This is a genomic window from Streptomyces lateritius (assembly GCF_014649715.1).
In the GTDB taxonomy this organism is placed as follows: domain Bacteria; phylum Actinomycetota; class Actinomycetes; order Streptomycetales; family Streptomycetaceae; genus Streptomyces; species Streptomyces lateritius.
This window is the reverse complement of record NZ_BMTO01000022.1, coordinates 20,416-33,278: the sequence shown is the minus strand read 5'-3', so window position 1 is coordinate 33,278 and position 12,863 is coordinate 20,416. Positions and strand designations below refer to the sequence as shown.

The 12,863-nt window shown below is 69.3% G+C and carries 10 protein-coding genes; 3 read left to right on the top strand and 7 right to left on the bottom strand.

What is annotated here, in order from left to right; genetic code table 11:
• Nucleotides 1-121: 121 nt before the first annotated feature.
• The 4 genes from IE136_RS32580 to IE136_RS32565 form a co-directional block, all read right to left on the bottom strand.
• On the bottom strand, nt 122-1,372 hold the full coding sequence (locus IE136_RS32580; RefSeq protein ID WP_229819393.1) for an MFS transporter: 1,251 nt from the start codon (nt 1,370-1,372) through the stop codon (nt 122-124).
• Nucleotides 1,369-1,947, bottom strand: a complete 579-nt coding sequence (locus tag IE136_RS32575) for a glycine-rich domain-containing protein (protein ID WP_189602201.1) — start codon at nt 1,945-1,947, stop codon at nt 1,369-1,371. Before IE136_RS32575 ends, IE136_RS32580 begins: the two co-directional genes overlap by 4 nt.
• Nucleotides 1,948-2,020: 73 nt before the next feature.
• Nucleotides 2,021-3,247, bottom strand: coding sequence for a phenylacetate--CoA ligase family protein (locus tag IE136_RS32570; protein WP_189602199.1), 1,227 nt, complete (start codon nt 3,245-3,247; stop codon nt 2,021-2,023).
• Nucleotides 3,248-3,340: 93 nt separating this feature from the next.
• Entirely contained in the window at nt 3,341-3,493 is a 153-nt protein-coding gene (locus IE136_RS32565) for a hypothetical protein (RefSeq protein ID WP_176710352.1), read from the bottom strand.
• 1,225 nt (nt 3,494-4,718) lie between these two features.
• Here IE136_RS32565 and IE136_RS32560 point away from each other — a divergent pair.
• Nucleotides 4,719-5,969 (top strand): hypothetical protein, encoded by a 1,251-nt coding sequence (locus tag IE136_RS32560; protein WP_189602197.1) that lies wholly within the window; start codon nt 4,719-4,721, stop codon nt 5,967-5,969.
• Nucleotides 5,970-6,344: 375 nt separating this feature from the next.
• Here the strand turns inward: IE136_RS32560 and IE136_RS32555 are convergent, their stop codons facing one another.
• Nucleotides 6,345-6,755 (bottom strand): RICIN domain-containing protein, encoded by a 411-nt coding sequence (locus IE136_RS32555; protein WP_189602195.1) that lies wholly within the window; start codon nt 6,753-6,755, stop codon nt 6,345-6,347.
• Nucleotides 6,756-7,157: 402 nt separating this feature from the next.
• Nucleotides 7,158-7,469, bottom strand: coding sequence for a helix-turn-helix domain-containing protein (locus IE136_RS32550; RefSeq protein WP_189602193.1), 312 nt, complete (start codon nt 7,467-7,469; stop codon nt 7,158-7,160).
• A 618-nt stretch (nt 7,470-8,087) separates the two neighbouring features.
• Here IE136_RS32550 and IE136_RS32545 point away from each other — a divergent pair.
• Entirely contained in the window at nt 8,088-10,025 is a 1,938-nt protein-coding gene (locus tag IE136_RS32545) for a hypothetical protein (protein ID WP_189602191.1), read from the top strand.
• Nucleotides 10,026-11,718: 1,693 nt separating this feature from the next.
• Here IE136_RS32545 and IE136_RS32540 read toward each other — a convergent pair.
• On the bottom strand, nt 11,719-12,471 hold the full coding sequence (locus tag IE136_RS32540) for a hypothetical protein (RefSeq protein ID WP_189602189.1): 753 nt from the start codon (nt 12,469-12,471) through the stop codon (nt 11,719-11,721).
• 115 nt (nt 12,472-12,586) lie between these two features.
• Here IE136_RS32540 and IE136_RS32535 point away from each other — a divergent pair.
• On the top strand, nt 12,587-12,863 hold a 277-nt coding region (locus IE136_RS32535), incomplete at its 3' end, for a helix-turn-helix domain-containing protein (RefSeq protein ID WP_229819403.1).

Genomic DNA, 12,863 nt, shown 5'->3' with positions numbered 1-12,863 from the left:
CGCGTCACCTCGCGGACCAGGTGGAGAGGCCTGGCCTGCGGTGCGAAGGAGGCGGCGTGGACGGTGGTGGTCTCGCCGTGACGGATGGCCGGGCCGCGCCGCTGCGTGGTTCCGGCCCTTCTCACGGGCTTCGGCCTCTCCTGCTCAGCGCCACCGCCGGAATCACCGCGAGGGCGAGGGCGCCCGCCGCCATCGTCAGGACCGGGTAGCCGCTGCCGCCGGCCACCAGGCCCGAGACCATGCCGCCCGTCGCGCCCGCCGCGGACATCCCCACGTCCGCCAGGCCCTGTACCGCGGCGCGGTTCTCGGCGGAGGTGGCGTCCGTGATCAGGGCCGTGCCGCCGAGCAGGGCCAGGTTCCAGCCGACGCCGAGTAGTACGAGCGCGCAGGCCAGCAGCGTGACGGAGGCCGGTGGGGCAAGGCCCGCGGACAGGCCGGCGCCCAGCAGGACGACGCCGGCCGTGGCGGCGACCCGCCGCCCGCCGATCCGGTCGGCCAGCAGACCGCTCAGGGGTGACGGCAGGAACATCGCGCCCACGTGCAGGGCGATGACCAGACCCACCGCCTGCGTCGCATGGCCGTGGCCGGTCATGTGGACGGGCGTCATGGTCATCACAGCGATCATCACCAGCTGGGCAGTGATCATCACGGTGGCGCCGACGACGACACCAGGGGTACTGCGTACGGAACCGTGGGGTCCAGCGCCGGGCTCGGCCACAGTACTGCCGGGTTGCTGGGGCTGGGCCGGGCCCAGCGGGTCCGGGCGCAGCCACGGCAGCAGCACCAGGGCTGCTGCCGTGTAGGCCGCCGCCGCCAGCAGAAAGGGCCCCGCCAGCCGCGGAACGCCCCAGGCGTGGGCGAGGGTGCCGGTGGGGCCGATCAGGTTCGGGCCCGCGACCGCGCCCAGTGTCAGGGCGAACAACACGGTTCCGGCGGCCCGGCCGCGTCCCTCGGGCGGGGCGAGGTCGGCTCCCGCGTAACGCGCGAGCAGCCCTGTGACCGTACCCGCCCCGTACACGAAGAGTGCGGCCAGGAGCAGGACGGGCCAGCGCGCCGCCGCTCCGGCGACCACGCCCGCGCTGCCCAGCGCGGCCACTCCATTGCCGAGCAGCAGCCCCAGGCGGCGCCCGAAGCGCTGACAGACACGCCCGAGGACGGCCGCTCCGAGGGCCGCTCCGACGGCGAACAGCGCGGCCGGCAGTCCGGCCAGGCTGGTCGAGCCGAGCAGGTCCTGCGCGAGCAGCGCGCCGACCGTGATGCCGGCCGCCATACCGGCACCGCCGAGGATCTGCGAGGCGACGAGCACCGTCAGAGCGCGGCGCCGTTCCCGGGACAGGTCCGGCACAGGGGTCGGCGGGGCCGTCTGGGTCACGCGTGGGTCCCCACCGGGGCCGCGGTGCCGTCGGGCGTCCGTGCGTCGTCGGCCAGGGCGGCTATCTCCTCCAAGGACATGCCGAGTTCGTCGTGCAGGAAACGCACGATCGTCCAGTGCGGCAGGGCGTCGGCGTCGAAGGGGCCGAACGCGACCGTGTAGAGGGGAATCCAGCGCAGGGCCTCCTCGACGGCGGTTTCCCGTCCGGGGGCTTCCTGGTAGGCGTCGTAGGAGATGCTCCGGTGGTGGATGAAGTGACCGCCGGGCAGCCGGTGCTCGCACAGGTCGCGGTACTCACGCGTCTGCAGGATCAGGTAGTGCCATATCTCGTCGATGTCCTGCTCGACGGGGAGAAAGAGACCGCCGAGCCGGTCGGGGTGGCGGGAGAGGAGATAGAGGTAGCGCAGGCACTCGCGGACCTGGTGCCGTACGACGGACGCGGACGGAGCGTCGGGCTTGGCCGTGAAGTGCCGCACCACCTCCTCGTGCAGAGCCGGGCCGAGCAATGTCTCGACGTCGGGCACTTCTTGGGCGGGGGTGCCCAAGGGGGCGGCGGGTGCTGCGGATGTGGGCATGGGACTCCTGTCGGGAAGCCGTCGCCGGGCGCGTCGGACGCCCCGCGCACAGGCAGGGCCGGCACGGACGGGGTCAGGACGGGTCGGACCTGGTCAGCCAGGCGTACTTGCCGGATCGCCCGATGGGGATTCCGGTGCGGTGTTCCACCTGGCAGGCGCGCCCGGTCAAGGCGGTGACGGACGCCGACAGCTCGGCCGTCTCGCCGGGTGACAGCGGCGCGTCGTCGAAGGTCGCGTACGACAGATGGGATCCGACTTCGCCGGTCAGGTGCAACTGGTACAGGAAGACGCGAGTGCAGATGCCGGCGATACGGGCGTCCAGGTCGGCCTGGGAGACGGGGCCCCCGGGAGTGGGCAGCAGTTCCTTCTCCCGCCCGCAGAAGGAGACGATCCGCTCCGGGTCGGCGCTGCCGTCGCGGGTGCGCACACAGTCGCCGGACCGGTAGCGGACCAACGGCATGTACGGGTTGCGGACGCTGGTGACGATGAGGCTGTGGATGCCGCTGTCCGGTTCCACCGGGATCAGCTCGACGCTCATGTCCTCCAGGTAGGGCTGGTAACCGCCTTCGGTATCGCTATAGAACAGGTAGCCGAGTTCGGTGCTGCCGAAGAGGTCGACCACCGGGCAGTCGAAGTGGGCGCGCAGATAGGCGCGGACGTTCAGCGGCGTGTACTCATAGGCGTGGACGATGCCGACCGGGCGGGGAAACGCGTCCCAGAGGCCCCATGCCGAGACCTTCCGGATCAGGTGCGCCAGGTGGTAACCGGAGCAGTCCAGCAGATAGCCGGCGCCGGAGTGGGTGGTAGCGGCCTTGCGGATCTCGGCGAGCATGCGCTCGACCTCGTCACGGCCCCAATCGGCAGGGTCCAGCCGGAGGTTGAGATACAGCGTACGGTCGTCGAGCCAGCGTTCACCGGGAGTCGCCCCGGGCTTGCGGGCGTTCACCCGCGCCACGTGTTCGGTGGCGAGGACGGTAGTCAGTGAGACCCGCCGGGCGCCCGCGTGCCACGAGGCGCCGAGATCGGGGTGTTCGCTCCACAGGCGGTAGTAGGAGCGGAGCAGGAAGTAGGGCGGCCGGATGAGCTGCATGCGAGCGTGGTTGGTACCGGTGGACAGTACGAACTCGGCTTCTCCGGCCTCCAGTGCGCGGGCCAGCTCCGGGGTCATCCAGTTGTCGGGGAAGCCCCGGGCGATCTCCGGCTTCTCCAGGATCGGGAAGTGGCCGAGCTCGACGGAAGAACGGTAGATCGGGATGTCGCGCACCTTTTCCAGGACATCGGCGCTCGGCAGGCGGTTCAAGGGAGCTCTCCGGGACGGGTCGACTGCGGGGAGGAGCGAGCGGGACCTGCCGGCGCGGCGACAGCCGCGCCGGCAGCGCGGAACATCAGCGGGTCAGGAGATGCAGCCGCTCTTGGGGGCGGCGCTGATGCAGCCGCTCTTGGGCGTGGCGCTGATGCACCCGTCCTTCGCGGCCTGGGCGGAGTTGACAGCGACCCACTTGCGCCACACGGACTCCTCAGTCATGCGCTTGATGAGCTGTTCCATGGTGAAACCTCCCGGAGTGGCAAGAATGCATCATTTCTCATGAGGAAATGGTTTTGTGGTGATCAACCATCGGCATCGAAAGTAAAGAGACGGTCAATCAATCGTCAATAGATCTTATGCCGATTGGCCTGAACCACACCCCTCGCGCGCGTCGGCCGACCGGGGACCGCAACCGCGTGTGTCGTTCGTGCTCCAAGACCTGCGACCGCCGCTACCCAGGGCCTCGGCCATGGAACCGACATCCGGGAGGTGTCCGAATCCGCCCCATGACGACGGGCGCTTCCGCGACCGTTCGACAGGGGCTCGGTGACGGCCTGGTCATGGTCCGCGTCGTCGACCGGGCAGAAAGGCCGCAGCCGTCGGCAGCCCGCGAGACGCTCCCAAGAGCATGCCTTCAGGGCGGTACCGCACCGGCCGGGTGGTGGTTAGCTGCCCGCCCGGCGCAGAGTACGGCACACGCCGGGCCGCCGAACGCCGACTCGGCACGCTGGTCCTGTCCGCCATCGCTGGCGGTCCTTCCGGTACGGCGCTGTGGCGCAGGAGGGCCCGGTCGGTGTCCCTCCGGATCAGGAACGGCATGCCGAGTCGCGCAACGACCGCCGACCCAGCCCAGGAGCATCGCGATGACCACCATCCTGAAGACCGACCACCCCGCATGGAGCGAGGACGCCGAAGGCACATGGGCACGTGCCGTGGCGCCGGGGAGGGCTGCTGGATGGCCGTCTTCGGCCCGGCCGGGTCGTCCCTAAAGTGCGTAGCCGGCTGGTGCGAGCAGGACTCCGCTGTCACGTGCATGGGACGAGAGGTCTGGAAAGAAGCGGGGCAGGTCATCGCCCCCGCGGACGTGGAGCTGCTGCATGTCGTCCACGTCGTGGACACCCCGGGCGGACAGCCGCTGGCAGATGACTTCCGGGCCCGCCGCTGGAAGGGCGCGCCGGAGCGCCGCGACCGCCATCGCAGCCCTTCAGCATCACAACGAGGCGCTCCCTCGACTACCTGAGCGAGCTGGTCGGCGCCCTGGCGTACGAGGTCGACGACCAGGTGGTCCGGGAGTACCGGCAGCTCGTCCAGCTCAGGTCGGCTTCTTCGACGAGGCATCCCTGAAGGAGCACGACGAGGCATGGCTCCGGATCCCCTCGGAGAGGGTTTTCGCGGCTCAGCGGTGATCGCCGCCCCCTTGTCTCTGCGGCGGAGGCGGGCGGACGATGGGGCCATGGAGCGGCGATTGACGGCTTATCAAATCGACGTACTGATGGAGCGGGCTCTACGGCCCGGGGGCGGGTTCCTGGCCCGCCGCGCCGCGGCCCGACTGTGCAGGCCGGAGGCCATCCGCCAGTCGGACTCCGGCCTCGTCGAGCAGTTGGTCCGGATCCTGCGGTCCGCACCCGACCCGCACATCGCGGCCCAGGCCGCCCGGACCCTGGCTGACCCCCGGGTCAGCGGTGATCCGGAGCTTCTCGCGTCAACCTTCGTCGCCATGATCAACCGGTCAGGCTATCGGGGCGGCGCGAACGCCGAACTGGGCGTCCGCGTCCTGGACTTCCTCCTCGGCCCACCGGCGGGCGAGACCCGTCTGGAGTCGTTCCTGGGCGCCGCCCATCCCCGTTCCGACTGGTGGACGAGCCCGGAGACGGTGAGCTTCTGGTTCGTCAAGGAGGCTTGCGCGACCCGGGACAACACAGTGCGGGCGCGTGCCGGAGCGTTCCTGAGCGGGACCGCCGAACCGCACTTGCTGAGTGCGCTGGAAAGGGTCGTGCTCTTCGACATCTGCAAGACGTTCTACCTGCCGGCCCTGCACACCCTGCCCCCCGGCTGGGAGTGGCAGCCGCTGTGGAGCGGCGGCGAACTCTCACCCCGGCTCCGCCTGCACCTGGCCAACCCCCGCCTGCCCCTGCGCCCGCCTCACGGCCCGTCAAAATTCGGCCCGTTGGAGGCATGCGCCGGCCCTCTGCTGGCCGTCCTCTCACAGCGTGAGGACCTGATCGCGGACTATCTGGCCGTCCACGGCCCGGAGCCGACGGTGAGCGCCCTGCTGAAGGGGGCCGCGGAGTCCAGCGGCCGGGCCGGCTTCGCAGCCGACTGCCGCAGCGCCCTGTGCGGGCTGCCTGCAGGCCCCGCCCGGGAAGAGCTGTGCCGGCATGCGGCACGCTGGGGCTCGGAGGTGGGGCAGAGCATCGTACGGGAGACCGGCTGGGTCTGGGACGGCGACGAAGCCTCGTTCTGCTGGTTCACCGAGCAGTGGGAGCGGTACGACGCGCTCGACCCGGACGGTGCCCGCCTGCGCGTTTTCGGTCTGACCCGGAAGGACGACCGCGAGCTGTTCCGTCGCGCCGAGCGGATCGCCGAGGAGAACGGCCGCCCGAACCCGCTTCCGCCACCGCCCCCGTTCCCGAAACGCACTCCGCCGAGCCCTTCCCCGTGGCAGGGAGGCTCGTGGCCCACCTCCCCGGGGGCGTCGTATGGCGGCGGCTTCTGACTCTCGCGGGCGGGAGGATCGAAGGACGTCAACGGTGATCCGGCCAGTGGGACTGAAGCGCTGGACAACGCCTTCGACTATCTCTGTCGAGTGGGCGCTGCGTCCCTCGGGTGAGTGCTGTCGGTCCTCCCCTCATGCCCCCGATCCGCACTCTGGACGGGGGTATGAGGGGCGTTCGTGTTGCCTTGCGGAGTCAGCGGTGGTGGCCCCTCCGGCGATGCCATGACTCAGGCCTGTTCCGCCGTGTCGGCGAGAAGCGCCTGGGTGCGGCACCCAGTGGGTCGTTGTGCCGTCGTGGCCCAGCAACGGGGTGATGCTGCCCCTTCGTGCAGTCCGGGCGCCCGGTGACTGCGGCAGCTGTGCCGGGGAGTCGAGCTACTTGAGGAAGCGGAAGACCTGTCGGGGCGAGTCGGTGACGCATTGCAGTTGCGAGACGAATGCCCACTCCTTGTGGTCTGCTTCCGGTGCTCCGAGACAGAGGTCCTTTCTATGGTCTTTCGGTACGAAGCGGGGGTGGTTTGGTCTGAGGAGGAACCCGCCTCCATGGAGGTTGGTCTTCTCAAGGCGGAACTGCTCGGCCTCGATCACCTCTTGTGTGCCGCAGTAGTCGATGACCACTGCCATTCCGTCTTCTATGGATGCGTCATAGCCCCGCAGGCATCGCTGATCTTCGTCTTGTCTTCCGGGGAAGACGATCCTGTAGGAACCGTTGCTCGTTGCTTGCATGGTCACGGTGTCGCTCTGGCTCGTGGTGCACGGTGTCAGGAAGAGGCCGATCGCTTTCACTTCCTTTGACTCTTCTCGTCGCTCGACGACACATCGGCCGTCTGCCGTGCGCAGGCGGTATGTGCCCGGCGCAAGCAGGGGCCGGGGAGAGGGACTCTGGGAGGAGGGTGATGGGGAACCGGGCTTCGAGGCCGACGTCGTCGTCCGGGCCCCGGCTGCCGGCGGCGAGTGCCTTCCCCTGTTGTCATCGCCGTTCGCCCACACCGCCAGCGTGCCGAACGTGAGGGCGGCGATGGCTGTGGCCGCGCCTGCAATCAGCAGGGGCCGCTTGTGCCGCGCGGGGTGTGCCGCATGGGGAGGCTGCGCCTTGTCCGGGACAAGGGAGGTGGCATGCTCTTCGGCGGGCGAGGTCAGCGGGCCGTCGCTGTGAGAGCTCTCCGCTGGTGTCTGCCCGTCCGTTGATCACCCCGTGATCGTGGGCGGGGCGGGCAGGGGTTCGGAGGCGGCCAGGCGCCTGCGTGCGGCGAGCCAGATCCCGACGCTGTCCGCGTCACCGCCGCAGGCGCGGACGTAGGTGGCGACGAACTCCTCGCGGGGTAACTCCGTACGGTTGAGGACCCCGGAGACGGTCACACGGGGCAGAGCCCCGCCGTGGACGGCAGCACGCCGTTCCAGATCCCGCAGGCTCAGGCCCGCCCAGCGTCGCAGCCTTCGCAGCATCGCGATGAACTCGGCTGACGTCGTGACCGACTGCGGCTGGGGTGCCGGTTCCATGACTCCTCCTGCTCATTCATGAGGCGAACGAGCTCAGTCTGGCGATCTTCGAGCGCCGGGCACACCGGACGCACCAGCTCCGCATAACGCCGGACGCCGCCCACCCGGAGCCGGCGGCTCTGCTGGCTAGGTCCGGAAAGTAGTGCCGTCTGCCCGCAGGGCAGGGCCCGCGGCGTCCGGTGCGTGCGATCGCAAGGCGGAGGGTCGCCCTCGTACCGGGCGTACTCGGGTGATCCCGACAACACGGCGAGCGTACGTGCCAGGCGTCGCGGGCCAGGCGGGACTTCACGGACACGGCCCAGGGCCGGCAGGTCGCTCTCGGGTGCGACGCACGATGAGTGTCCCGACCGCCGGCTGCTTCAGCGCGTTCTTGAAGGGCGTCCGAGGGACGGTGCGTGACGACATCGCCAGACGCGGAGGGTCCGGACAGGGCCGCTGACCAGGCCGGACAGGCTCGGACCGTCCCGGACGCCGAATCCGTTGCCGGACACCGCGACAACCCGCAACGCTTCTTCCATCCCCGCACCGCACCCGGCGCCTGACTCCCGTGTCAGCGCCGCTACCGCGGCCTGCCCTGGCCGCCGGCAATCACCTACAAGTCGATCAAGGAGATTCTCCATGAGCGTTCCGTCCCACACCCATCAACACCCATCTGCCCTTCCGTGGCTGTCCCGGGCACAGCGACGCTGGCCCACGGCCTGGCGCCTGGCCTTCGTGGCTCTCGTGGCCGCGCTGAGTTTCGTGCTGGCCGGTCCTACCACAGCCGCCGAGGCCACCGCCCCGCCACCGCCCGCGGCAGGCGACTCCTCCGACGGCAAGAAGCCCAACCCCTGGGACTGGGCGTACTGGAAGATGCACGAATTTCTGAACCCGGACGCGCACGACACTCACGACAAGTGGTTTCGCTGGAAGACGATCGGTCAGGTCGCCGGCGCACGCGTCCTCAAGCTGATGAACAAGGGCAAAGAGCCCGGTTTCGGCAGCATATTGACGGGGCTCCACCAGGACTACCACGAAGTCAAGAAGCGCATGATGAAAACCCCTAAGGGGGCCAGGGAGCAGGTGAAGAAGTCCTCGGAAGCGGTCCATGAGGCGAAGAAGAACGCCGAGCAGGCCCAGACTCCCAAAGCGAAGGAGAAGGCAGACAAGGCGACAGAGAAGGCGCGGAATTGGAACAAGGAGGCCGCCGCAAATCTCCGGGAGTCCAAGGCGACAGCGCATCCCGACACCAAGGCCGAGATAAGGAAAATCGAGGCCAAGATCCGGAATCTGGAGGAAAAGATCACGAATCTGGAGACCAAGAAGGCGAAGGTCAAGCATAAGGGCGAGCAGAACAGGGTTCAGCGGAACATCAATGCCGCGCGCGAGCGGCTCACGAAGGCCCAGGCGCAGCGCGCGGAGTTCGGGGACGGCCCTGACGACACCGGCGGGACACGCCCTGTGAAGCCCAAGCCGAAGACACCGTCGCAGGGGCCGGGAAGCACCAACGCGAAGACTCCGCCGACGCCGCTGATCAGCAACACGACGAAGAACCCGTCGACCGCCAACGTGCAGACTCCGCCGAAGGCGCCGGTCAGCAACACCACGAAGGACCCGTCGACCGCCAACGTGAAGATTCCGCGGAAGGGGCCGACGATCACCGCTGTGAAACCGCGGCAGCCTGTCGGGCCGAGCGTGAGGACGCCGGGGGAAGTGCGCCAGGTCCGCGGCTCTGTGGCCGCGGAGGCCGTGGGTGATCTGGTCGGACAGGAAACCGATGCGTACTTGCGCCGTAAGAACCAGAAGGTGCTGGACAAGGCGCTGAGCGATCCTGAGATGCGGGCTCGGCTGATCGCCGAGCACCGGGAGTACCAGACGCAGGGACCGTTCCAGCAGCTCGCCCGGCCCTTCAAGGGAAAGGAGTTCACCCCCGGTGAGATGAGGGAGAACGGACCCAAGCTGATCAAGGTCGAGAAGACCCTCGACACCGTGAGGCAGAAGGCCGACCGGTCCAACGCCGACCCGCTCTATCGCCAGGCGCGGACCGAGTGCGGCGGCTACGACACCTGCGTGACCGAGCGCACCCGCACCCTGCGGGACAAGAACACCAAGGACATCGCCGAATCCACCCGGAAGGCACGCAAGTCCAACGCCGACCCCGCCTACCGCCAGGCCCGCACCGAATGCGGCGGCTACGACACCTGCGTGACCGAACGCACCCGCACCCTGCGGGACAAGAACACCAAGGACATCGCCGAATCCACCCGGAAGGCACGCAAGTCCAACGCCGACCCCGCCTACCGCCAAGCCCGCACCGAATGCGGCGGCTACGACACCTGCGTGACTGAACGCACCCGCAAGCTGAGGGCCGAGCAGGCGAAGGACACCGTCAAGGACCGCGCCGGCAAGGGCAAGCGGGACCGGGACGACAACCGGGCGCAGCACTCCGGCAAGACGTCGAACGGCAAGAGCAAGGACACCACCACCAGCAGCCGCGGCGACCGAAGCGACCGGGGACAGCACAAGGACGCCAAGACCGGCCCCGCGAAGAGCCAGTACGAGAACAGGGCCGTCTGACCCTTTCCAGACACCCGCTCCCCCAGCCCTGGATCAGCCCGTCGTCACCGGAACCCGTGCGAGCATGACCATGCTGCTGTGGCGGGGGCGGAGAGGACTCCGTCCCCGATCGACATCTGCAGGTGATCACTGCTCGCCGGCCGGTGGGCAACGGAGGCGCCCAGAGCTGGCCGCCCCCACATCCGCCTGCCCCACCGCCGCCTCGCGGCACTCGACCGGATCCCGCACTCCCGGTCAGGCGCAGTCGTTGGCGTCCCAGCAGGTCTCCTCCGGGAAGGGGTCACCGCCACCGCCCTCGGGCGGGGGCGAGGATGCCGGGAAGGACGGCGGCGGCTCGTAAGGTGGCGGCTCGTAGGGTGGCGGCGGTTCATGGGGGATCGATTCCGGTGCCCTCGAAGTCGGCCGAGGCCCCGGCTCGCCGGGACGAGCCGTGCTTTTGGAGGGCGGCGCCGACCGCGGCGGCCGCCGCGTGGCACCCGGGACGGGAACGTTCGTGGCGCCGGGCTCTGTCACGGGGCTCGAGACGGCGGGGCTGTGAGGTGTCCGACTTTGCGTGGCCGGCGGGGAGAGCGTCGCGGTGGCAGGCGGGCGTGTCTGTTGCGCGGGCGGCTCGCCGGGATGGTCGTCGGGCGCCAGAACGATCCCGGTGACACCGGCCGACAGCAGCGCCGCCACCACGCCTGCCACGAGCGCTCTGCCTGGCAGGCCGGCGGAACCGGAACGGCGCGCCGCAGCACTCTCCGGCCCTGCCGCAGCGGTGTGAGCTCGCGGTCCTGTCGTGGACGATTCCTCCTGCACCGCCGGATCCTCAGCGGCCACACCCGTGTTGGTCTTCGATGCCGCGGCCGCATACACCGCCCCAGGCGCTAAAGAATCTACGCGGGACGCACCCGGCACGCCAGCAGAAGTGCCAGGCCCTGCCGATACGCCGGCATCGGCGTCGGCGTCGGCGTCCCCAGGATCACGTGCTTCCTCGAAGGAGTCGTCCTGCGCCGCAGGCCGCGTCGGACTATGCGGGTCGCTCCCGTCCGACGGAAGCGGGGCTGCCAAAGACCCGGCTGCCGCAGGCCCTGCCGACGCGTCGGCACTGGAGCGCTGCTCGGCCACCACCGCCAGACGCTTACGGACAGCAACCCATGCATCGACCTCCGACCGCTCACCACCACACGCCCGGACAAATGCCGCCAGCAGCTCCTCCCGGGGAAGGTCACTCCTGTTCAATGCGCCGGCCAGCGTGGCACGCGGAAGCACATCCCCCGCGGACTCCGCCCGCCGCTCCAGCTCACGGAAACTCAGATTCGCCCATATTCGTAACTGCCGCATCAACGCCACAAACTGCCCGGCATCCTCCGCCCCCTCAGGCCGCGGCCCTCTCCCGTCCACCCTGCCCCCACGTCCTTAGATCCGAGATCCAGACATCGCCCGGAAGCCTAATAGCACCAAAAGGTCGGCGAACGGGTCTAGCCAGCCGAGCCGAGTGGCCCACCCCGGCACCCCTCAGAGGGGAGACCCATCCGTCTCTCACCCGCCCAGCGCCCGTCCCCACCCAGAGAGATCCCGGCGGGGCAAAAAGCCGGGACAGCGGCCTGAAGCAGTGGTGGGGCATCGCCACCCGCTACGAGAAGACCGCAACCATCTACCTGGCCGGACTCTACGTCGCCGGCATCTTTCTTTGGTCTGCCAGGACCACGACTCAGGAGCAGGAGCGAACCGCATCTTCCCAGGCGCCGGGACTGCGGTAGAGGTTCTTGTGCCCGGCGGCGAGTACGTGGCGCAGTTGGGCAAGGTGCTGGGTGTTCGTGGGGAGATCCAGCTGGTCGAGGAGGGCCAGTGCGGCAGCCGGTTCCAGGTCGCCGTAGACGTCGTGGAAGCTCGCCAGGAGGCCACGGAAGACGGCCGAGTGCAGGGCGGGAAGCCGCATGGCGGTGCGGTACGTCGGCTCCTTCACCGTCCAGCGCACCGGGCCTGAACACTCCAGAACGCTACGGGCTCGGCGCAGCAGGGTTTCCGATCCCTCGGCCACCACTCGGTCGATGTCGTTACCGAGGACCTCGGCGAAGGCCATAGCGGAAGTGGTGTGGTCCTCGAACCAGTCCACCCACAGCGAGTAGGTGACGGCCTCGGCGTCCCGGTCCGCCTCCAGCCGCTGACGGTAGCCGCCCCACAGTACGTCGGCCGGCAGGGGGCCTTCCGCGCTCTCGTTCGCGAACCGGATTTCGCACGTGACCCAGTAGTCGTCGAGGAGGTTCAGCAGCCCGAAGGCCAACCGCAGCTGGTCGGCTGCATCCAGGTCTTCGGCGAACACATCGCCGGCCCAGGACTGCGCCACCTGGTTGGCTGTGAGCAACACGTCCGGCTTCTCGTCGCTCACCCACCCGTCGCCCACTTGGCGGACGCCCTGATCAGCCAGCCAACACCGCGCTGCCTCCTCGGCTTGCATCTCCATGCGGGAAGTATGCCAAGCCGCGGAAGATCCGAACGAAACAGCCTAGTGACCTGAGTCGGAGATTCGTCGTTGGTTCGGTATGAGTCGTCCGGGTCCGAAGATTCCGCCGTTGTCGGTGACCGGTGCCCAGCGGGCTGTGCTTGAGGGGTGGGTGCGTCGTCGCTCGACAGCTCAGGCGCTGGCCTTGCGGTCGCGGATCGTGCTGGAGTGTGCCCAGGGGCACTCGATCATGGAGGTGTCCCGCCGCCTGGGTGTCTCTCCGGACACGGTCCGCACCTGGCGACGGCGCTTCCTGGAACGTGGCCTGGACGGCCTGTCCGACGAGCCCAGGCCGGGTGTTCCGCGGAAAATCACCGATGCGGACGTCGAGCGGGTCATCGTCAGGACGCTGC